Annotated in this window: 15 protein-coding genes; 7 read left to right on the top strand and 8 right to left on the bottom strand. The window is 71.1% G+C overall.

Annotation, left to right across the window (positions count from 1 at the left end):
- Positions 1 to 29 precede the first annotated feature (29 nt).
- Positions 30 to 1,658, bottom strand: a complete 1,629-nt coding sequence (locus JQX13_RS20570; RefSeq protein ID WP_203410649.1) for a WD40 repeat domain-containing protein — start codon at positions 1,656 to 1,658, stop codon at positions 30 to 32.
- Positions 1,655 to 3,841: a penicillin-binding protein activator gene (locus JQX13_RS20565; protein ID WP_239014955.1), complete on the bottom strand. Its 2,187-nt coding sequence runs from the start codon at positions 3,839 to 3,841 to the stop codon at positions 1,655 to 1,657. The genes JQX13_RS20570 and JQX13_RS20565 overlap by 4 nt, the downstream gene beginning before the upstream one ends.
- 265 nt (positions 3,842 to 4,106) lie before the next feature.
- Here JQX13_RS20565 and JQX13_RS20560 point away from each other — a divergent pair, with 265 nt between their 5' ends.
- A complete protein-coding gene (locus tag JQX13_RS20560) occupies positions 4,107 to 4,961 on the top strand; it encodes a hypothetical protein (RefSeq protein ID WP_203412664.1) in 855 nt (284 codons plus the stop codon).
- 76 nt (positions 4,962 to 5,037) lie between these two features.
- Here the strand turns inward: JQX13_RS20560 and JQX13_RS20555 are convergent, their stop codons facing one another.
- The 4 genes from JQX13_RS20555 to JQX13_RS20540 form a co-directional block, all read right to left on the bottom strand.
- Positions 5,038 to 8,178 (bottom strand): protein kinase domain-containing protein, encoded by a 3,141-nt coding sequence (locus JQX13_RS20555; protein WP_203410648.1) that lies wholly within the window; start codon positions 8,176 to 8,178, stop codon positions 5,038 to 5,040.
- A gap of 217 nt (positions 8,179 to 8,395) precedes the next feature.
- A complete protein-coding gene (locus tag JQX13_RS20550) occupies positions 8,396 to 8,869 on the bottom strand; it encodes a hypothetical protein (RefSeq protein WP_203410647.1) in 474 nt (157 codons plus the stop codon).
- 216 nt (positions 8,870 to 9,085) lie between these two features.
- Positions 9,086 to 10,219 (bottom strand): molecular chaperone DnaJ, encoded by a 1,134-nt coding sequence (gene dnaJ / locus JQX13_RS20545; RefSeq protein ID WP_203410646.1) that lies wholly within the window; start codon positions 10,217 to 10,219, stop codon positions 9,086 to 9,088.
- A gap of 144 nt (positions 10,220 to 10,363) precedes the next feature.
- Positions 10,364 to 10,810 carry a hypothetical protein gene (locus JQX13_RS20540; protein ID WP_203410645.1) on the bottom strand — a complete coding sequence of 149 codons (447 nt, stop codon included), beginning with the start codon at positions 10,808 to 10,810 and terminating at the stop codon, positions 10,364 to 10,366.
- Positions 10,811 to 10,949: 139 nt separating this feature from the next.
- On the opposite strand from JQX13_RS20540, the gene JQX13_RS20535 reads away from it, so the two are divergent.
- Together JQX13_RS20535 and JQX13_RS20530 are read left to right on the top strand one after the other, a co-directional pair.
- Complete coding sequence (locus tag JQX13_RS20535) at positions 10,950 to 12,713, top strand: ABC transporter ATP-binding protein (RefSeq protein ID WP_203410644.1); 1,764 nt, start codon at positions 10,950 to 10,952, stop codon at positions 12,711 to 12,713.
- 141 nt (positions 12,714 to 12,854) lie between these two features.
- A complete protein-coding gene (locus tag JQX13_RS20530) occupies positions 12,855 to 13,820 on the top strand; it encodes a hypothetical protein (protein ID WP_203410643.1) in 966 nt (321 codons plus the stop codon).
- Between the two features lie 30 nt (positions 13,821 to 13,850).
- Here the strand turns inward: JQX13_RS20530 and JQX13_RS20525 are convergent, their stop codons facing one another.
- Positions 13,851 to 14,489: a hypothetical protein gene (locus tag JQX13_RS20525; RefSeq protein ID WP_203410642.1), complete on the bottom strand. Its 639-nt coding sequence runs from the start codon at positions 14,487 to 14,489 to the stop codon at positions 13,851 to 13,853.
- 140 nt (positions 14,490 to 14,629) lie between these two features.
- Here JQX13_RS20525 and JQX13_RS20520 point away from each other — a divergent pair, with 140 nt between their 5' ends.
- Genes JQX13_RS20520 through JQX13_RS20510 form a run of 3 tightly spaced genes read left to right on the top strand, consistent with a single transcriptional unit; the run spans position 14,630 to position 16,265 of the window.
- Positions 14,630 to 14,878, top strand: a complete 249-nt coding sequence (locus JQX13_RS20520) for a hypothetical protein (RefSeq protein WP_203410641.1) — start codon at positions 14,630 to 14,632, stop codon at positions 14,876 to 14,878.
- A 46-nt stretch (positions 14,879 to 14,924) separates the two neighbouring features.
- Entirely contained in the window at positions 14,925 to 15,689 is a 765-nt protein-coding gene (locus JQX13_RS20515) for a hypothetical protein (RefSeq protein ID WP_203410640.1), read from the top strand.
- A gap of 3 nt (positions 15,690 to 15,692) precedes the next feature.
- Positions 15,693 to 16,265, top strand: a complete 573-nt coding sequence (locus JQX13_RS20510; RefSeq protein ID WP_203410639.1) for a hypothetical protein — start codon at positions 15,693 to 15,695, stop codon at positions 16,263 to 16,265.
- Between the two features lie 87 nt (positions 16,266 to 16,352).
- Here JQX13_RS20510 and JQX13_RS20505 read toward each other — a convergent pair whose 3' ends face one another.
- Positions 16,353 to 19,388, bottom strand: coding sequence for a helicase-related protein (locus JQX13_RS20505; RefSeq protein ID WP_203410638.1), 3,036 nt, complete (start codon positions 19,386 to 19,388; stop codon positions 16,353 to 16,355).
- 240 nt (positions 19,389 to 19,628) lie between these two features.
- On the opposite strand from JQX13_RS20505, the gene JQX13_RS20500 reads away from it, so the two are divergent.
- A complete protein-coding gene (locus JQX13_RS20500; RefSeq protein ID WP_203410637.1) occupies positions 19,629 to 20,588 on the top strand; it encodes a sensor histidine kinase in 960 nt (319 codons plus the stop codon).
- Positions 20,589 to 20,717: the final 129 nt, after the last annotated feature.

The following is a 20,717-nucleotide window of genomic DNA, read 5'->3' as shown; positions in this document are numbered from 1 at the left end:
CAGTCAGGAACACGGGAAGGGAAATACCCTCACCCTGGCCCTCTCCCAGAGGGAGAGGGGATGTTCACGGTAGGAGCGGAGTAGCGCACGAAGAAGAGCGCCGCGGCGGGCTCGCTCTCCTGGTTGCCCACGGCCTTCTGCGGCGTCCACGCGGCCACGCCCACCTGCCGCCCGTCCGGGCTGAAACGCACCCGGCGCACGGACCAGCCGAATCCCCGCTCGGCCACCGGCGTCTCCTGGCCCTCGCGCCACACGTAGAGCCGCTTGTCCCAGCCACCGCTCGCCAGCGCGCGCCCGTCCGGAGAAATGCCCACCGAGGCCACCACGCCCCGGTGCTGCGTCCACTTGCGCAGCACCTGGCCAGAGGCCGCGTCCACCACCGCAGCGGCGTTCCACTCGGCGGGCGGCTCGACGAGGCCCTTCTTCTCGCGCTCGTAGATGGTGCGGTTGCGCTCGGCCCTGGACTCGGAGAAGGCCACGCCCAGGCGGCGCCCGGCCCCATCCACGGAGACGTCGTTGACGTGCGCCGGGAAGGTGAAGTCCGCACGCGGAGCGAGCACCAGTCCCCGCTCCTCCCGCGGCTTCACCTGCGCGGGCGCATTCATGGTGAGGACGGCCTCGCCCGTGGCGTCGTCGAAGGCCACGCCCACGCGCTCGGAGAAGGGCGCGCCCAACACGCCGGACACACCCGGGGGCAGGCACGCGTCACACACCGCCACGTCCACCCCGTCCAATTCCAATCCCTTGAGGCGCAGGTGCTGGCCACGGGCCACCCTCGCCAGGGAGGTGCCGAGCGCCGTGGGCAGGGACACCGTCTCCCGCAGGAAGGCCGTGTCGATGCCCGCCGTCGCCGCCGCCTGCGTCCCGAGCACGATGGCCGGGGTGCGTGCATCCAGCGCGAAGGCCACCAACGCCTTGCCATTCACGGTCCCCGTCACCACGGCATGGCCGCCGCGCCGCTCGAAGCGCAGCCGCGTCTGCTCCCCGCGCAGCGCCTCCTCGCGCGAGTCGAAGACCCGCAGGTGCTTGTCCCAGCTCCCCGAGTACAGCGTCCCCTCCGGCGAGAAGACGAGCGCGCTCACCCGGTCCGCATGGGGCCGCGCCTCGAAGGAGAAGCCCAGGTCCGCCACGCGCAGCACGGTGACGAGCCCCTGGGCACTGCCCACCACGAGGTAGTTCCCGGAGGGATGGAAGGCCACCGCGGTGAGCGGCTCGTCGGTGCGCAGGCTGGCCTTCCGCGCGCCGGTGGACGCGTCGAACAGGCGCACCACCCCGTCCCAGCCCGCGCTCGCCAGCAGCGAGCCATCCGGGGAGAAGGCCAACGCCTCCACGTCGAACTCGGAGGAGTTGAGGGCCGTGTTCGCCACGAGCGCCGGCGCGGGCCGCAGCGTCCACAGGGCGAGCAGGTACTCGCGCGCGCCCAGGTGCGAGTAGGCCACGCGCGAGGCATCCGGCGAGAAGGCCAGCGTCCAGACGAAGTCCTTGCGGTCGAGGACGGCGCCGTCCTCGAGTCCCACCACCTCACCCGACAGGAACGCCCCCGGCGTGGACTCCAGCCGGGAGGCGACGTCCGGAGCGAGGACTGGCGCCGCGTGCCGACAACCCGCGAGCGCCAACCAACCCACCACCAGCAGCGCGCGGGGCGCGGCAATGCTCACGAGCCCCCCAGCGCCGCCGTCTTGTCCTGCTGCACCTCGTTGACGCCCTTGTTGTCCACGGACAGGAGGAACAGGGGCTTGCGCGCCTCGCGCTTCTCGTCGAAGGCCGTCTTGCCGGTGGCGCCGTCGAAGTCCTTCAGGTTGGCCAGGGCCTCGCGGAACTCGCCGCGGCTCGTCGGGGGCTGCTTCGATTCGAGCAGCTGGCGCACCATGCGCGCCGAGTCGTAGCCGTAGGCCTCCAGCAGGCTCGGGTCCGCGTTGTACTCCTTGCGGTAGGCCTTCACGAAGCGCTGCGTGGCCGGCCGCTGCGAGTCCACGAAGAAGCCGTCCACATACACCGAGCAGGTGACGAACTTGCCGCCGCGCTCGACGAGCTCGGGCAGGCCGCTGGCGCCCTTGCCGCTGCTCCACGCGTTGGTGCCCAACAGCATCACCGTCTTGAGGTCCTTCTTGCCCGTCGTCTTGCGGATGCGCTCCAGGTCGCGCGCGTCGCACGCGTTGGTGACGATGTCCTCCACCGCCAGTGCCGGAGCCACCAGGCTCACCCGCTTCCACTCGTCGGGGATGAAGATGGCGTCGAAGTCGACGATGGGCTCCACGTTGCCCTTCATCTTCTCCATGGCCTTGCGCCTGCGGAACGCGTCCTGGCCGGAGGTCTGCTGCTGCACCTCGCGCACGCCCTCGACGTAGTCGAGCCGGTCCTCCAGGTAGTAGCGGCCCACCAGCTTCTTGGCCTCGCTGGTGAAGGTCGTCTGGTCGTGGTCGTACGTCTCCGCGCCGCGCACCTGGCCACCGTTCCGCACCACGTGGTCCCAGAAGTCGTTGGCCAGCTCCACCCCGTACGGAAGGTTGGGGTAGAGCATCGCGAAGCTCTTGAAGCCCTTCTGCTTCATCGCGAAGTCGGCGATGGCCTGCGCCTGCGCCGAGTTCGTCAGCATGTTGCGGAAGATGAAGGGGCCGATGTTGGTGATGTCCTCCTGGCGCGTGAGCGTGAGCAGGGGCACCTGGAGCTCCTCGGCCAGCAGCGCGGCGCGCCGGGACTCGTCGGAGGTGATGGGGCCCAGCACGGCGATGGCGCCCTCGTCGAAGGCGAGCTGCTCCAGGGCCTGCCCGGTGACGTTCATGTCGCCCTGCGTGTCCTTGACGACGAGCTCCACGTCACTGCCGGCCAGCGCCAGCTTCACGCCGCGCAGCACCGCCTCGCCCACGGCCTTGTACTTGCCGGACATGGGCAGCAGCACGCCCACCGTCTTGGAGCGCACCTCCACGCGCCGGGTGGCGCGCGCCAGCAGCTCGCGGGCCTGGCCGGCGAACGGATGGTTGGGCGCCTCCGCGAGGAAACGGTTGAGCGTCTCCTCCAGCCGCGTCCAGTCACGCAGGTGGTAGTAGATGCGCGCCAGCTTGAAGCTCAGCACCGGCCAGGCGGGGTTGGACGGAGACAGCTCCTCCATCACCCGGGCCACGTCCATGAAGCCCGCGCGGCCCTCCACCAATTGCTGCACCCGGGCCACCGCGGCCTGCTGCGCCTCGGGTGTCCGCGCGTTGCCGGCCAGGTCCACGGAGATTTGCAGCGCCTGGCCGAAGAGGCCCGCCTTCTCCGCGGCCTGGGCGGCCTGCTCGAGCAGCTGGGCGCGCTCGTCGCCCTGGGCGTTCTCCGCGAGGCTGTAGAGCATCTGGTACGCATCGCGGTAGGCGCCCACCTCCAGCGCGGCACGGCCCAGCCGGCGCTTGGCGTCCGCGGCCTGCGGGTGGAGCGGATTCTCGAAGAGCAGCTCGTTGAAGCTCTTGCGCGCGTTGGCGAAGTCCTGCGAGTCGTAGAAGAGCACGCCCGCCCGGTAGAGGGCCTCCTGGCCGGCGGTCGTCTCCGGGTACGCCTTGCGCACGGCGAGGAAGGACTCGGCGGCCTGCTTGCGGGGCGCCGTCTCGGCCTGGGCGATGGCCTGGGCGAGTGCCCTGTCGGCCTGCTCGTCCTTGCGGGCCTCGACGGAGGGCTTCGTCGGGAACGGATCTCCCTGGGGCACGTCGTCGCGGCCCTTCTGGGACGAGGAAGAACCAGAAGAATGGCCCGGGGAAGAGCCACCGCCCACGGCGGAAGGCGTCTTGCAGGCGGTCATCAGCAACGTCAGCGCAACCAGCAGTGCGCGGCGCGGAGAGGGGCGGACATCCATGGTGTGGGTGTGCATAGCAGTGGGGCGCGTCTCCGTCGACAGCCGAGCGGGGGGAACATTCCCCTCGCCGGCCGATGGGTCCTGCAGCAGACGTGCCGCCCGGAAGCCCGGGATGGGCCGGGACGCGCCTCGGACGGCGTGGGTGCCAGACCACGGTGGCGTGGCCCCAGGTACTCGCTCGCCTGGAGGGCAATGAGGAGGGCCTCGTCCGGCCCCGGTTGCGACACCCCCTCCCCGTCCCAAACGTCAGGGCTTGGACTTTCTCACCCAGGAGCGGGCCATGGCAGGCGATCAGAAGCCGCGGGAGGGCTACGGGAGCACGAGCGAGCAGCGGCAACGCAACCTGGAAGGCGACGGCTTCGAGGAGCGGGCCCCGCATACGCCCGCGGAGAGCGAGGCGGTGCGCGGCTCGGCGGACAAGGGAGGGCACGTGGTGCACGTGGAGGCCCTGCCAGAGCCGCTCGACGCGAGCCAGGTTCGTCCGGACACCCTCCCGGCGCCAGAGCCGTCCCAGCCGGGGATTCACGTGGGAATGCTCGTCCGCAACCGCGATGGCGAGCCCATTGGACGCGTCCTCTCCGTGGATGGCGAGGGGTTCGTGCTCGAGCGAAGGATCGTCGTCACGCGCGAGCACCGGATGCGCCTCGAGGAGATCCACGCGGTGGATGAGCACGGCATCGTGCTCGAGCAGGCCCCCGCACAGCCACGCCACGGATTGGAGGCAACGGACCTCGTGGAGGTCTTCTGGTCCGCCAGACGCGCGCGCGACGAACAGCGGCCCCTGGACGAGCGGATGGGGCCGGAGTCGCTCACCGCACCGCGGGTGGCCACGACGAAGCATGCCGAGGCGTACCCCCTCCAGGTGGAGCGAGGCACCGTCCGCTCACCCCGCTACGTGCCGATGTCCGAGGAGCCCACCCACCAGGCCGGCAACGCCGAGGTGCAGCCCCCTGCCCCACCGCTCGAGGCATCGGCGGAGGACACCGCGCCGAAGCGCCGGACGCGTGGCCCCTGGGGCCGGACGGTGCGATTGCCTCGCGCCGAGGTCGTCAGGCATTACGCGACCCATCCCCTCGAAGCGGCCACCACGCTCCTCGACAGGTTGCGCGGTGGGAAGCACGGCACCCGGCACTGACTCGCGCGGCCCTGGGTGGGAATCCGGGTGACGACTACCCTCACCCCCCGCCCTCTCCCGGAGGGAGAGGGTGCCACTAGGCGTTCATGAAGGCGGCGGTCATCGTCGCCGCCACGGGCGCTGGAGCCGGCGTCACGGACACCCTGCGCGGTTGCAGGGCACGCCGCAGCTTCGCCACCAGCACGTCCGGGTTGACCGGGTACGTGAGGACGTCGTCCGCGCCGGCGTCCAGCCCGGCTTCCACCAGCCCCGGATCCTCCGCGGGCGCCAGCACGAAGATGGGCAGCGAGGTCGTCTCCTCCGCGGAGCGCAACGCGCGGGTGAGCGAGGCACCGTCCCCATCCGGCAGCCGCGCCGCCACGACGAGCGCCTGGCTACCCTGCGACAGCAGCGTGCGAACCCGGGCCGCGGAGTCGGCGAGCACCACCCGCACCCCATCCGCGAGGAAACGCGCCTGGAGCGCCGAGGCCCGCGCCGGGTTGGGCTCCGCGAGCACCACCGTGTGCGAGGCCCTGTCGCCCAGCACCAGCTCCATCACCTCCGCGGAGAGCGCCTCCAGGGCCACCCCCGGCAGCCGGCTCTCGGTGCGCAGCTTCACCAGCGCCTGCGAGGCGCTCGACGCCACCAGCGTGGCCGTCCCCGCCACCTCGAGCAGCGACACCGCCGCGGCCAGCGCCAGCGTGGCCTTGTTGGCGTTCTCGGTGAGCAGCGGCGCCTCCCGGGTACACGCCCCAATGAGGCTGGCCAGCTCGCCCGCGTCCCGGCCGAGAATGGCCCGCACCGCCTCGCACGAGGGCCGCGAGAAGCGCTCACTCGACTCCTGGAAGGCCGCGAGCGCCAACGCATAGGCCACCGCGGAGGCCCGCTCGGCTTCCGCGCACCCCGCTCCCAGTCGCCGGGCCACACGCCGGGCCAGCTTGGCGAGCGAGGCCCCCTGCACCCCGACTCCACCGAGCGCCGCGAGCGCCGCGTCCACCACGCGCGCATGCAACCGCGACGCGCGGCCCAGCGGACCCGCCTCACCCCCGAGGGCCTCGGCCAGCGAGGGCAACACGCGCACCTCCACCGAGGGCGCCACCTTCATCAGCCGCGACACCACCGAGGGCGCGTCCCGGACGGTGTCCGCGGCCACCAGCGCCACCTCGGTGCCACCGAGCGCCACCGCCCGCTCCACGTCCACCGCGCTGCTGCCGGAGGCCGCCACGCCCTGCCGCGTGAACAGCCGCACCGCCGCCTCGCGCAGCTCCGCGTCATCCGACACCACCAGCATGGTGCGCGCCAACGAGGCGGGCGCGGGCGTCGCGGGTGCCGGCTCGGGCACGGGCGGAGGCGACGCGGGCGGAGGCGGAGGAGCCGCCGCGACCTCCTCGAAGGCGGACTCGTCCAGCATGCGCTCGCGCGTGCGGGTGTGCTTGTCGGCGTAGGGCGTGACACCCGACGGCGTCTCCGCGCTCGCCAACGGCATCATGTGGGACCAGTCGTCCATCTGGTCCGGGTCATCTCCCCGGTAGAAGCGGCCGATGGCACGGCGGATGGCCCCCTCGGTGGCGTAGATGCCGCGCACGGGGCAGCCGGTGATGAACTTCAGCTCGTCCAGCCGCGCCAGGTCTCGCGGCTCGCGCATGGCGCAGACGAGCTCCTTGGACTGCTGCGTCACCGGCACCGCCTCGAGCCGCTCGGCCTTCTCCAGCGGCAGCAGCCCCAGCAGCGCCTTGGGCACCGGCATGGTGCGCAGCACCTGGTCGGCGATGAACGGGATGCCGGCCTGCTCGCCCAGGACGCGAACCACGTCCTCCTCGGTGATGTGGCCCTCGGCGACGAGCAGCTCGCCAATGCGTCCACCGGTGCGCTTCTGACGCTCCAGCGCGCCCTTGAGCTGCGTCTCCGACAGCTTGCCGGCGGACACCAGCATCTCCCCCAGCTTGCGGCGCGGCGCGCGCATCACGCGCGTGGGGGACGACAGGGGGAGCGAAGTGCCCCTCCCCGTCTGCGTCATCGTGCGAGCCCCCGTGGACGCGGGCACCGTCAGGGAGGTGGAAGTCGCCCCCGGCCGAGCGCCCCCGGGCAGCGGCGGAGGCACCTGCATCGAGAGGGAGGTGCCCCCACGCGCCTCGGGTGGCGGAGGCGGAGGCTGCACCCGGCCCGGGTCCGTCACGGGCCGGAGGGGCGTGGCGGGCGTGCCCGGACGAGGTCCCCCCGGGAACGGCGGGCGCGAGCGCACCGAGGTGAGCGTCTGCGGGCGCCGCAGCCCCGCGTCCGAGCCGAGGCGGATCTCCTCGCCGCGCACCTCACCGGAGCCATCCAACGGCGAGTGGCGTCCGGGGAAGCAGCGGGCGAAGAGCGCCGCCACGTCCTGCGGGCCCACGCGCAGCCGGTGGTCGAAGAGGAAGTTCTGCAGCGCGTCCGAGATGTCACGCGCCCGGTGGAAGCGCGCCGAGGGCTCCGGCGCCAGCGCCCGGGTGACGATGCTCCACAACGCGGGAGGCACGCCCGGCACCGGCGCGAGGCTCTTCACGTCGAACTGGGCGATCTGACGCAGCGTCTGGAAATAGTCCGTGCCGCCGAAGAGCTGCCTGCCGGCGAGCAGCTCGTACAGCATCAGACCGATGAGGAAGAGGTCCGCGCGCTGATCCACCTCGGCGCCCTTCACCTGCTCCGGCGCGAGGTAGCCCGCCTTGCCCTTCACCACGCCCACCTGGGTGCCGTTCTGCACGTTGGCCGCTTTGGCGATGCCGAAGTCCGCCAACTTCACCTCGCCGCTGGCGGCCACCATCACGTTGGACGGGTTGACGTCGCGGTGGATGATGTTGAGCGGCCGGCCCGCCGCGTCGGCGCGCCCGTGCGCGTACGCCAGGCCCTCGGTCACCTGCTGGACGATGAAGCACACCTCGCGCAACCCCAGGGGCACCTGGTTGGACGCCGAGCCCCGCTGCAGGGCCCGGAGGTTCTCCCCGTCCACGAACTCCATCACCATGTAGTACTGGCCGTTGATGGAGCCCAGGTCGAAGACCTGCACCACGTTGGCGTGCTGGAGGCAGACCGTCAGCTTGGCCTCGCGCAGGAACAGCTCCACGAACTCCCGGTCCTGCGCCAGCGACGGAAGGACGCGCTTGACGGCCACCGGCTTCTCGAAGCCCTCGGCTCCGACCACCTTGGCCAGGAACACCTCCGCCATCCCGCCGGCCGCGAGCTTGCGGATGAGTCGGTATGTGGCCATGCCGGCACCTCCCCCATCTCCCTGGTTGCGTGCTCGGTATGCGCACGGGGGGATTGGTTTGGTGAGTGCCCTTCGCTTCAGGACGCGATGAACGTCCACCCGCTGGCACTCGGACGACACCTCGCACCCGGAGTCGTTCACCGGTGGTCAACGGCCTCCGACCCGGGGGACGGTGGGGCCCTCTGCGGCACGGGAAGAGCCGACGGTACATGCTCCTTCATTCCGGCGTGACTCGCGGAGGCACGTGTCCGGCTGGCTCGGAAAATTCCTTCCAAGAAGGGCTCGAGGGAGGAGAGGCCTCGGGCGGAGCCTTCCCCACCACTTCACCCTGGGAGGTGACCGCGTACTCGTACCACCAATCCAGCACGCGCCCGCGCGGTCCGCCGCACCGGCTGAAGTGTTGATGCAGCACCACGTAGTACAGGCCCGACTTCGGCTCCTTGAAGACGGCGACATCCAGCCCCTGCTCTGGGCTGGAGCATCCCCGGAAGAGGTCTGGGAAGGGGTTCTCCTTGATCATCTCACGGATGGCGGCTGCCGCCGCGAGCGCGGAGCCGGCCTCCACTGCCGGGATGACCTGCGGGGTCGAAGCCGCGTCCGGCCACTCGACGTTTCCCTTCCAGGCCGAGGCGGGCGTGGCACATCCCACGAACACCACCGAGAGTCCTGCGAGCGCACACGCCTTGATCATCTCTCCCTCGTGACTCGCCTACTCGCGCAACAGCCGCGGAGGTTCACTGCATTGGGGCGTGCGACCACGACTGCTGGTTGCGCTTGGAAAACAAATGCCCAGAACGTGCCGTCCCTCCTCCGGAAAAGGAAAGAGGGCCGCGAGTGGAGTCCGCAGACCCTCACCCCGGCCCTCTCCCAGAGGGAGAGGGTGCTCGGAACCCTCTCCCTTCGCATATCAGCCGAAGAGCTCTCGCACCTTGTCGAAGAAGTTCTTCGACTGTGGATGCGCATCCTCTCCGCTCAGCTCGGCGAACTTCTCGAGCAGCTCCCGCTGCTTCGAGCTCAGCCCCGTCGGCGTCTCCACGATGACGCGCACGTGCTGGTCTCCTCGCTGCCCGCTGTGCAGGTGCGGAATGCCCTTGCCCTTCAGCCGGAACACCTTCCCCGACTGCGTGCCCTCGGGCACCGTCATCTTCACCTTCCCGTCCAGCGTGGGTACGTCGATCTTCGCCCCCAACGCCGCCTGGGTGAACGAGATGGGCACCTCGCAGAAGACGTCGTAGTCCTCGCGCTGGAAGAGCGGGTGCTCTCGCACGATGACCGTCACGTACAGGTCGCCCGGAGGCCCTCCCCGGTCTCCCGGCTCGCCCAGGCCCGTCAGCCTCACCCGCGTGCCGTTGTCCACGCCCGGCGGGATGTTCACCTCGATGACTTCCTCGCTCGGCACCTTCCCCGAGCCCCGGCACTTGTTGCACGGATCCGGCACCACCGCGCCCGTACCGCCGCAGTCCGTGCACGGCCTCGACACCGCGAAGAAGCCCTGCGTGAAGCGCAGCTCGCCCGAGCCGCCGCACGTGCCGCACGGCTTCGGCGCCGACGCGCTCTTGCTTCCCGTGCCACTGCACGTGTCGCACTTCTTCGGGCGCGGAATCGGCACCTTCGGACGGCAGCCGAACGCCGCCTCCTCGAAGGAAATCTCCAGGTTGAAGCGCAGGTCCGAGCCCCGGTTGCTCACCCGGCCCCGGCCGCCTCCCCGCCCACCGAAGATGTCTCCGAAGATCTCCCCGAAGATGTCGTTGATGTTGACGCCCTGGAACCCGCCGCCGAACGGATCTCCACCCGCGGCGCCGCCCACTCCCGCATGGCCGAAGCGGTCGTACCGCGCCCGGCGCTCGGGGTCGCTCAGCACCTCATAGGCCTCGGAGGCTTCCTTGAACTTCTCCTCGGCGTCCTTGTTCCCGGGGTTCCGGTCCGGGTGGTACTGCAGGGCCACCTTGCGGAAGGCGCTCTTCAGCTCCTGCGCCGAGACGCTCTTCTGGACGCCCAGTACCTCGTAGTAGTCGCGCTTCTGGCCCGCAGCCGCTGGCATTGCGTTCAAACCCCTGGATTTATTGGACTTTCTACGTCCGCGTAATCTTCGGAACCACTATAACGCAGGCGAGAGGCCCGGCAATCCAGGCCCGCCCCAGTTCAGGGGCGGGCCTCCGGGTTCGAACATTCCATGACGAGCGGCTCAGACCGTCCAGACCCGGTTGGCCGTCAGCTCCATGCGAGCCAGCCGCCGCTTGAGCACCGGATCGATCGCTCCCCGGCTCGAGGCCCACTTGGGCACCACGAAGTGCAGCTCCGCGTTGTAGAGCTTCGCCGCGCTGGACAACAGGCTCCAGCGGTTCTCCGTGGTGGGGTCCTCCACCATGCTGGGCGTGACGATCTCCAGGATGATGGGTGTTCGCCCCGAGTCGGACTGACGGCAGGTGAAGTCCGGCCGATGGTCCTCGATGGTGCCCGAGAGAACGGGCGGTGGCATGAAGCCGGGCAGCCGGGCTTTGATGTCCGTGCAGCCGATGGTTCGGAAGTACTCCGCCATCAGCCACAGGAGCCGGCGACGCTCTTCATCCTCGACCACCGGCTCACAGCCCGGACTGAACAGCGCCTCTTTCCCCGTGTTGGTGTTGTCCATGGCTAGCGAAAACCTGTCCGCCCCTTCCCGTTGGAGCAATGAAAGGGCCTACATGGACCACCTGTCGGGCAGCACAGCAGGCGGGCGGGCATCAGGCTTTGCCGTACAGCTCACACGGTGAGAGAGTGCACGCTTCGCCGTGGCCCCTCGACCATCCCCGAACGTCTATCCCCGCCTGCTGGGCTATGTCCGCCCCTACCGGAGCCTGTTGCTGGCCGGCCTGGCGGCCTCGCTCGTCGCCGCTGGCGCCACGTCCGCCTACGCCTTCCTGGTGGGTCCGCTGCTGCGCGCCGTCCTCACGGGGAAGCCGGTGGAGCTCGCCGGCCTCACGCTGCCCGGAGCGCGCATGCTCGGCGTGCTGCCGCTGCTCGTGGTGGCGGTGGCGGCGGTGAAGGCGACGGCGGGCTTCCTCCAGGGCGGGTGGATGCAGCGGCTGGGGCAGCGGGTGATGGCGGACCTGCGGGCCTTCCTGTACTCGCGGCTGCTCGCCCAGCCCCCCGCGTTCTTCGAGCGGCAGCACTCGGGCGAGCTGCTCACCCGCTTCACCGCGGACGTGCCCCTGGTGGAGTTCGCGGTGACGCAGGCGCTGTCCTCGTACGTGAGGGACGGGCTTCAAATCCTCGCGCTGCTCACCACCTGCCTGCTCATCGACGCGAAGCTCTTCCTGCTCACCTTCGTGGTGATGCCGCTCACGGTGCTGCCGGTGCGCAGCTTCGCGCGCTCGCTGAAGAAGGTGGCCAACCGCTCGCAGACGAGCCTGGGTGCCCTCACCGCGCTCACCGGGGAGCAGCTGCAGGCGCTGCCCGTGGTGCAGGCCTACGGGGGCGCGCCCCGGGCGCTGGAGGCCTTCGAGGCCGAGTCGGCGCGCTACCTCGGGGAGATGCGCCGCTCGCTCTTCCTGCGCGGCGCCTACAGCCCCACGGTGGAGGTGATGGGGATTCTGGGCGCGGCGGTGGCGGTGTCCTGGGGCGCTCGCGCCATCTCGGGAGACCCATCGCTCTCCGGACGGCTGCTGTCCTTCATCGCCGCGACGCTGCTGCTCTACCAGCCGGTGAAGTCGCTCAGCGGCACGCTCTCGCAGGTGCTCACCGGGCTGGTCGCCGCCGAGCGCCTCTTCGCCATGGCGGACGCGCCGGTGCCACCGGACGAGGGCGGGCAGGCCGGGCCCCTCACCCAGGCGCTGACGCTCGAGGGCGTGCGCGCCACGTACCCCGACGGCCGCGAGGCGCTGCGCGGCGTGGACCTCACGGTGCCCGCGGGCGCGAGGGTGGCGCTCGTGGGCTCCTCGGGCGCGGGCAAGACGACGCTCTTCTCCGTGCTGCTGGGCTTCATGCCCCCGAGCGGCGGCACGGTGCGCTGGGACGGCACGCCGCTGTCCGCGCTCCAGCAGTCCAGCGTGCGCGCACAGATGGCGTGGGTGCCGCAGGAGCCGGTGCTCTTCTCGGGCAGCGTGCGGCACAACCTGCTGCTGGCCCGGCCCGAGGCCACCGACGCGGACATCTGGGAGGCCCTGCGGCTGGCCCACGCCGAGGACTTCGTGCGCGCCCTGCCCGGCGGACTCGACGAGCCGGTGGGCGAGCGCGGCGCGCGTCTGTCCGGCGGACAGCGGCAGCGCCTCGTGCTCGCCAGGGCCTTCCTGCGCCGCCCCTCGGTGTTGTTGCTGGACGAGCCCACCAGCGCATTGGATGCCCAGAGCGAGGCCGCGGTGGGCGCGGGCCTGGCGGCGCTGATGAAGGGACGCACGGTGCTCGTCATCGCCCACCGGCTCTCCACCGTGCGCGACGCGGACCTCATCGTCGTCCTGGAAGCCGGCCGGGTGGTGGAGGCGGGCACCCACGCGGAGCTCTCCGCCCGCGGGGGCCGTTACGCCCAGCTCCTCGGCGCGGGCGCCGTCGCCGCCTGACAGCCAACCAGCGACTGGCCGCCTGCCCTCCCGCCTGTCCTCCAACCTGACGGCCGTTCATTTCGTTCACGGCCAATCAAGCAATCCGCACCAAAGGGCAAATTCCAGAAATCCTGGTGGGGACTGTATACTCTTTCCACCATGCTGTTCCCCACCCGGCTGAACACCCTTCCTGGACTGCTGCTCGCCCCCTTGCCTCTGGTGGCGGTGGGAGGAGCCGGTCTCGCCTTCATCTCGTTCGTCGGGGGCCGGGCCACGGTGTGGCGCATGGTGGGCGCGGCGGGGCCCTACAGCCTGCTGATGGTGGTGGCGGTGCTGGGGGTGATGTTCATGCTCTCGGCGTTGCTGGGCCGGAGCCCCTCGGGGCGGCAGGCGCCCCTGGTGGTGCTGGTGGGGCTCGCCACGCTGCCGTGGCTGCTGGGCATCGCCGGCACGCAGGAGGCAATGGAGAAGGTGCTGGCGGCACTGCCGGACGCGAGCGGCGAGAGGGCGCTCACGGCGCTCGTCGCGGGCACGGGCGAGGCGATGGTGACGCGCCTGTTGGGCGCCTGGATGAGCGCGGCGCTGCTGGTCTGCGTGGCGGTGGGGCTCGTGCTGCTGCGCGCGCGGGCCGTGCGCAGGGGAGAGGGCGCCGGAATCCCGCTGGGCGTCGCGCTGAGCCTGATGCTGGGGAGCCTTGCGCTGCTGGTGGCGCTCGAGGCCCATCACCTCTTCGAGCTGCTCACCCCCCTGGCCACGCGACCCCCGGAGGCACAGGCCGGGCTCGTCACCCAGGGCATCGAGAAGCTCGAGTGGATGCAGGAGCTGCGCTCGGCCTCCCTGGTCGCCCTGGCCGTCCTGGCCTCCGCGCTCATCGGCTGGCGTTTCTTCCTCCGCCCGGAGACCGTGCGCCGGTGGATGGGGAGCCTCCTCCTCATGGCGCTCACCGCGATCATCCTGATACTGGATTCACGCCCGATGCAGCTCGCCGCCGCGAGTGTCCGGGAGGCGGGCGTCTCGCGCGCCCTGCTGCCGGGGATGGTGCGCCCCAACCTGGCGAACGCGCGCTCGGTCGCGACCCGGGCCCGGCCCTATTCCCCGGTCCCCGTCATCCGGGCCGAGCAGTGAGGACGTGGACCGCCCGGGCCCCCGGAGTCCTTAGATCAACCAGAGCAGCAGCGCCACGCCCACCAGGAGCCCCAGCCCGAGGACGATGAGCATGGTCAGCCCCTCCGTCCTCTGCCTGCTGAGCATGATGGGGTCGACGGGGGCGGGGGTGGGCAGCGAGGGCGACGTCCCGGCCACGGGAGCCGACGCCTGGGGCGTGGACACGGGAGCCGGAGCGGCGGGAGCGGGGGGCGCTGACGTGACGCTGGCGGCGCCTCCGGCGAGCACGAGGCCCTGACGCGCGAGCGCGAGCACGCGCTGGATGTGGAGGATGTAGCGGTCCTCTCCCTGGTAGTCCTCGAGGGCGAGCGCGGCGCGCAGCATCCGGGCGGGGACGGGCTGGGCGTCCGGGTGGACGACGCTCTCCTCCGTGCGCGCGGCGCCCACCTGCTCCACACGTCCGGTGCGCAGGCCCACGCCGCTCATCCAGACGCAGTGCTCGCCCAGCAGCGTCAGCTCCTGGCGTTGCACGCGCCCTTCCCGGTCGACGAAGGAGAGCAGCTCCGCGCCCTGGGGGGACAGGTGCCAGACGGAGCGCTGGCCGTCATCCCCGGGAGGCCCCTCCACCGGGCGAGCCTCGTACAGCGCCAGGACCGCGGCCTTCACTCTCTCCGACGACGGTTCGCTCATGTGCGGGGCACCAGCCTAGGGTCTCGGGGGCGGAAACGGAAGGGCTCGGGCATGCCACTGTCTCCCTGGCCGGTCCCCCCGGAGCGGCCCGGGCCACGGGGCGGCGGCGTTCCTATGGTTCCTCAGGAGGAACCCCCTTCATGGCCATCATCTACCCCAAGAAACCCATCGAAGCCCCCTTCGTGGTGCCCGCCAACCGCACGGAGGTGACGGACGAGCCGGAGCCCCGGGGCGAGGGCTACGACCCGCGCTTCCCGGACGTGAGCTGGATAGGCACGGCCCAGCAGGGCGGAGGCCACGTGCCGGAGGACTACCAATGGCCCACCAACCCCAAGGAGCACCAGGACGAACTGATGGGCGAGCGGGCACCCCCTCGAAGAGCCACGTGATGAGCCACGTGCCTCTCCGGCGTCCGGGCGCTACGGTGCGTACCCCATGAGTCGCTCCCGTTCCAAACAGATGGAGTTCGTCCGCCACTTCGAGGGCGCGCAGGTGCTCGATGGGCTGTTGCAGCTCGCGGGCACCTCGCATGACAGCCTCACGGTGCTGGCGCACATGCGGCAGGCCCACGCCGAGGGCCGCTCCTCGCAGGAGGTGATTCCCGGCCTCTTCGAGCAGGAGCCGCGCTTCGAGTCCCCGGAGCTGGCGCGCCGCCTCTTCCAGAACCTGCTGGGCCTGTGGGACCTGGTGGAGGAAGGCAAATCCGTGCGGCTGGAGGACGGTCCCCGGCCCCCGCGGCCCAAGAAGCAGAAGGTGGAGCCCCCCAGGCCCTTCGCCCCGGGAGAGCCGGACACGGCATTCGTGGAGGCGGCCTGGCGTTATCTGGAAGACGACGAGAAGGCGCGCACGCGGCTGCACGATGCGTTCGAAAACAAGCAGGACGCCCTGCTGGGCGCGCTTGACGACGCGGGGCTCACGGACGAAGGATACGGTGTCGCCCGCCACCTGCTCTTCGAGCTGCACGCCATGTTGGAGCTCGGTTGGCCGCAGGGGCTGGCGAGCGTGGCGCCCAAGGCGATGGAGGACCCGGGCACGGAGGCTTCGCCAGTGCCCACGGCCCTCGCCGCGTACGCGGACGAGGCGCTATTCGAGGCGGAGCAGGACGAGGAGCACCCCCTGACACCCGAGGAGCTGGCGAAGGTCCGCCCCCTGGTGAAGCGCGGCATGACGGCGCTGTGGAGTGCTCGGAAGGGAAAATGACGAATGGCACGTGACAAGGACGACGATCGGGGCGGTGGGGGCTTCTCCGGAAAGCGGACGAAGAGCTGGCGGGAGATCGACGCATCACGCGGCAAGGGACGCGGCCACACCTCCCGGCAGGACGACCCGGCGCAGCAGCGCATCGAGCGCAGCGCGTCCTATCAGAAGTACAAGGCGGCCGCGGACGCGCTCTTCACGGGCGGCGAGCTGCCCGAGGGTCTGGCGAAGACCTTCGACCCCGAGGGCAAGCGCAAGGCCCAGAAGCAGGCGATGCAGAAGCTGATGGAGTCCGCCGAGGACCCGCGCGCCTGGGCCACGGGGGTGGTGGAGTACCTGGAGAAGTACCCCGAGCTGCCCGAGGACCCGTACTTCCTGGACAGCCTGCTGGGCCATCCGCGCGAGCGCATCGTCGACAAGGCACTCGGCAAGCTGGAGGGGCTGGAGGCCGAGGGCAAGTTGGTGAAGACGAAGGTGCCCAAGAGCCTGGACCAGCGGCTCAAGGGCATCGAGCTCACGAGCCTGGACCCGGACATGCAGGGCCGGGCGAAGGCGCTGCGCGAGAAGCTGCGAGTCTGAGCAACCAACCACCCCTCTCCCCCTGGGAGAGGGACGGGGTGAGGGTATCGAGGGCCCCAGGTTGAACCCGTGGCCCCCGCCCTGGACTCAGCGGTTGATGACGAAGCCGCAGGCCGAGTCGAGCACCACCTTCGCGCCCGACAGCGCCTTCAGCAGCCGATCGTAATGCAGCTGCTCGGCGGCGAGCTGCGACTCCACCGCCTTCTCCTCCAACCCCTGGTGCGTCAGCGACAGCTTCATCCGCTCCAGCGCCGCGTCACGCTCGGCTTCAATCGCCTTGCGTGCCCGCGCCTGCAGCTTCGCCATCTCCGCCTCGGCGGCCTTCTGGGCCACCGGCACGCCCTGCTCCACGAACGCACCGAAGCCCGGGAAGACGCGCAGCAGCTCGTCGCCCTTGAGCGGCTTGCCCTCGGCCTCCAGCGCGGACAGCACCGCCGGGTCCGCCTTCGGCCCCGTGGGGCCCTCCACCACCGCCACGTGCACCAGCGTGCGCTCCAGGAAGCGGGCGAGCTGACGGCTCGGCACGCGCGCGCCCGGCGAGGTGTCCTCCGGCTCCGGCAGCTGCACGTGGTAGAGCAGCTCCAGGCCCTTGGCCTTCATCGGCCCGCGCTTCTCGATGAAGCGCGCCCCGCTGCGCCCGTACGGGCCGTCCCGCAGGAAGCCGAACAGCGCCTCGACGATGGGGTGGCCCGTCGCGAAGTACTCCAGCTCCTCGGCCTCCACCGCCGTGTCGCGCCAGAAGGTGCCCAGCACCGTCCGGTCCTCGTTGATGTCGATGCCCGGCAGGCCCTCCACCTTCAGCGCGTGGCCGAACTGGAAGGCGCACTGGAACGCATCCACCTGCTCGTCCGTGTCCACGCCGATGCCCACCCGGCGCGCCAGCTCCGTCACCGTCTCCTCGAGCCGCTCATCCAGGTCGCGCGCCACGCTCCACAGGCCCTCCTCGAGGCTCGACTCCTCGTCCTCGTCGGCCTCCACGCCCATCCGCTCCTGGGCCCGCGTCACCAGCCGCGCCACCGCCTCGCGGTCGAACGAGCGGATGTCCAGCAGCGGATCATACGCGCGCTTCACCTGCGCCCGCGCCGCCTCCACCCGCTCCTTCAGCTCCGCGGCGTACGCCACGCGCGACTCGCGCGGCAGCAGCGCCAGCTCCGTGAGCCGGTCCTCCACCTCCTCCAGCACCGCGTCCAGGCCGCCCACCGTCTCGCCGAACACGCCCACCGCGTCCGCCAGCAGCATCAGCACGTCCGACGCCAGCGTGCCCGCGGGGTCGAACACGTGGATCTCCACCGGGTGGTTCTGGCCGATACGGTCCAGGCGGCCGATGCGCTGCTCCACCGTGGACGGGCTCCACGGCAGGTCGTAGTGCACCAGGTGGTGCGCGAACTGGAAGTTGCGGCCCTCGCCGCCCACCTCCGTGCACAGCAGCACCTTCGGGCCCTCGGGGTCGCGGAAGCGCGCCACCTGGCGATCCCTCTCCACCATGGGCAGATCTCCATGGTAGGCGAGCGCCTCGACGCCCTCGCGTCCCAGCTCCGCGCGCAGGGCCTCCAGGGTGTCCCGGCTCTCCGTGAAGACGAGCACCTTGGCGTTGGGCTCCGAGCCCCAGATACCGCGCAGCACCTCCTGGAAGGCGCCGAACTTCGCGTCGCGCGAGGGCAGCTTGAGGCTCCCCGCCACGCCGGCCAGCGCCTTGTTGGTGCGCAGGGCCTCGCCGAAGGCCGCGGGGCTCGACTCCAGCCGGCGCAGCAGGTTGGCCAGGGGCGCGCCGCGCAGGTTCGAGGACGCGAGCGCGGCCAGGGCGGCATCCCGCGTCTCGAGCTCCTGCGCGGACAGCTTCACCGGGTGCCGGTGCAGCCGGCGCGTGGAGAAGCCACCCACCACCGCGCGCCGGTTGCGCACCAGCCGGTCGGACAGGCTGTACGTCTCCGACAGGTGCTGCATCAACGCGTCGCGCTCCTTCAACGACTTCAGCTTCGGATCATCCGGGAAGCGCGCGGCCAGGGCCTTCACCGCGCCCGCCGCGTCCTTGCCCTCGAGCAGCCCGCGCACCGCCGCGCTCAGCTCCTCCTGGCGCGCCAGCCGCTGCTCGAAGCCCTTCACCGTGGGCGCCGTGGCCGCGTCGATGAGCGTGAGCAGCCCGTGGTACTCGGCGGGGTCCAACTGCATGGGCGTGGCCGTGAGCAGCAGCAGGCCCCAGCTGTTGGCGGCCAGGCCCTGGGCGGCCTCGAAGGCCTTCTCGCCCTTGAGGTGGTGCGCCTCGTCGATGATGACCAGGTCCCAGAAGGCGCCCTCGTCGGCCACGGCCTCGCGGTGCTCCCCGGTGCGCGCGAGCATCTCCAGGCTCGTCACCACCAGCGGGAAGCGCGCCCACGGGGACACCGCTGGCATCTCCTTGAGCGACTGCGCGTAGCGCTCCGAGTCCATCAACGTGAAGAGCTGGTTGAACTTGTGGAAGAGCTCCACCAGCCACTGCACGGTGAGGTGGCTGGGCGCCACCACCAGCACGCGCCGCGCCAGGCCCGACAGCCGCAGGGCGCTGAACACCATGCCCGCTTCGATCGTCTTGCCCAGGCCCACCTCGTCGGCGAGCACGAAGCGCGGCCGGCGCGCGCTCAGCACCCGCTGCACCACGCCCACCTGGTGCGGCTTCACCATCACCCGGCTGGCCAGCAGCGCGCCCAGCGCGTCACAGCGCCGCTCGTCGTCCAGCACCAGCGCCTGCTTGCGCAGCGTGAAGGCGCGCGCCTCCCCCACCCGGCCCTCGCGCAGCGTGGAGAGCAGATCCGAGCGCGGGGCGAGCGCGTGCACCTCGGACTCGGGCATCTCGTCCTCCTCGCCCGTGTCCGCGTAGCGGATGACGTAGCGGCGCAGGCCCCGGCCGCCCTCCTCCTCGCCCACCACCGTGGCGCGCCGGCCCTTGGCCGTCTGCACCGGCTCGCCCTTCGTCAGCACGTACGGCACCAGGGCCCCGCCCTTGGTCGACACCAGCACCGGCTCCCCTTCCCGGGCCGGGAAGAGGACGAGCGCCTTGGCGCCCGCGTCCTGCAGCGCCATGAGATGACCCACGCCCCACTCGGGCTGGGGGAGATAGCGGACCTTGTTGCCAGGAACGAAGGACATGGTCGAAAACGAACCCTCGACAAAGAGAAAAGGGGGTTCGCTCATAACCCCGCGCCACCCCCGCAGCCATCCCGCGAACCCCTTGGAATTCCGGCCCGGCCTCGTACTCCGGTGCGGTGCCGCTGTCATCCTCTCAACACGCGCCTGCCCACCAGGGCGATTTCTCCACAGGGTCTCTACAGGCAAGGTGGAACACGCCTGCGACCCTGAACTTCTGGGCCGCTGGGGGGGGAGAGCCACATGTTGCTGCCGCGTCACCCGACGACCGCGCGTAGCGCAGGCGTGAGCCTGCTCGCGATGACCCTGTTCCTGGCGACCGTGCTGGGCGTGCTGCTCCTCGCACCGGGGGCGCTGCCCGTGCGGAGCGATGAGGAGCGGGAGCTGCGACTGTTGGTGTTGATGACGGGATTCATCGGGTTGGCCATGGGCTGCGCGATGGGCTGGACGCTGCGCCAGACGCTCCCCCCCGAGCAACCGGACAACTCGGCCCTGGTCCAGGAGAATGCCCGGCTGCGCGCGCAGGTGCAGGGCGCCTTCGAGCTGGTGGGCGTGGCCGCGCACGACCTGGGCAATCCCCTGCTCGCGCTCCAGCTGCGCCTGTACCGGCTGCGCGCCCATTTCCGCCATGAGCCCCACGCCCAGGAGGGGCTCGCCAGCGCCGAGCGCGAGGCCCGCCGCATGGGCCTGCTCGTGCAGGACCTGTTGGACCTCTCGCGCCTGTCCGCCGGCCAGCTCACCCTGGAGCTGGAGGAGCTGGACCTGACCGAGCTCACGCGCGAGGTGGCCGAGCGCTTCGCGGACCAGGCCGCCGCCGTCGGCAGCTCCGTCGTGGTCCACGCACGCGGCCCCGTGCGCGGCCGATGGGATCGCCAACGCCTGGACCGCGTCACCACCAACCTGCTCAGCAACGCGCTCAAGTTCGGCCAGGGCCAGCCCATCGAGGTGCACGTCCTCGCCGACGGCGGCCAGGCCCGCCTCGCCGTGTGCGATCACGGCATGGGCATCCCCCCCGACGCCCAGGGCCGCATCTTCAACCGCTTCGAGCGCCTGGGTCAGACCGGACGGCCCGGCTCCGGGCTCGGCCTCTACATCGTCCACCAGCTGGTGCAGGCCCACGGCGGCACCATCCACGTCTCCAGCCACCCCGGCCACGGCGCCACCTTCACCGTCGAGCTGCCCCACTCCCACTCCTGGTGCTGACGGGGAAAGTGATGAGTCCCCTCACCCAACCGTACACGTCACGTACAGAACCCCACACGTTGCCCACAGGGCCGTACAAGTGCGTATCCATGAAATGCTCAAGAGTGGACTACACGGTTTAGTGAAGAA

The sequence above is a fragment of the Archangium violaceum genome (assembly GCF_016859125.1).
GTDB classification, from domain to species: Bacteria; Myxococcota; Myxococcia; order Myxococcales; family Myxococcaceae; genus Archangium; species Archangium violaceum_A.
This window is presented reverse-complemented; position numbering and strand designations above follow the sequence as displayed.

Coding starts and splice junctions, on each gene's coding strand:
- JQX13_RS20565 (WP_239014955.1), bottom strand. CDS start 3,841: ATGCACACCCACACCATGGATGTCCGCCCCTCTCCGCGCCGCGCACTG.
- JQX13_RS20560 (WP_203412664.1), top strand. CDS start 4,107: ATGGCAGGCGATCAGAAGCCGCGGGAGGGCTACGGGAGCACGAGCGAG.
- JQX13_RS20555 (WP_203410648.1), bottom strand. CDS start 8,178: ATGGCCACATACCGACTCATCCGCAAGCTCGCGGCCGGCGGGATGGCG.
- JQX13_RS20550 (WP_203410647.1), bottom strand. CDS start 8,869: ATGATCAAGGCGTGTGCGCTCGCAGGACTCTCGGTGGTGTTCGTGGGA.
- dnaJ (WP_203410646.1), bottom strand. CDS start 10,219: ATGCCAGCGGCTGCGGGCCAGAAGCGCGACTACTACGAGGTACTGGGC.
- JQX13_RS20540 (WP_203410645.1), bottom strand. CDS start 10,810: ATGGACAACACCAACACGGGGAAAGAGGCGCTGTTCAGTCCGGGCTGT.
- JQX13_RS20530 (WP_203410643.1), top strand. CDS start 12,855: ATGCTGTTCCCCACCCGGCTGAACACCCTTCCTGGACTGCTGCTCGCC.
- JQX13_RS20525 (WP_203410642.1), bottom strand. CDS start 14,489: ATGAGCGAACCGTCGTCGGAGAGAGTGAAGGCCGCGGTCCTGGCGCTG.
- JQX13_RS20520 (WP_203410641.1), top strand. CDS start 14,630: ATGGCCATCATCTACCCCAAGAAACCCATCGAAGCCCCCTTCGTGGTG.
- JQX13_RS20515 (WP_203410640.1), top strand. CDS start 14,925: ATGAGTCGCTCCCGTTCCAAACAGATGGAGTTCGTCCGCCACTTCGAG.
- JQX13_RS20510 (WP_203410639.1), top strand. CDS start 15,693: ATGGCACGTGACAAGGACGACGATCGGGGCGGTGGGGGCTTCTCCGGA.
- JQX13_RS20505 (WP_203410638.1), bottom strand. CDS start 19,388: ATGTCCTTCGTTCCTGGCAACAAGGTCCGCTATCTCCCCCAGCCCGAG.
- JQX13_RS20500 (WP_203410637.1), top strand. CDS start 19,629: ATGTTGCTGCCGCGTCACCCGACGACCGCGCGTAGCGCAGGCGTGAGC.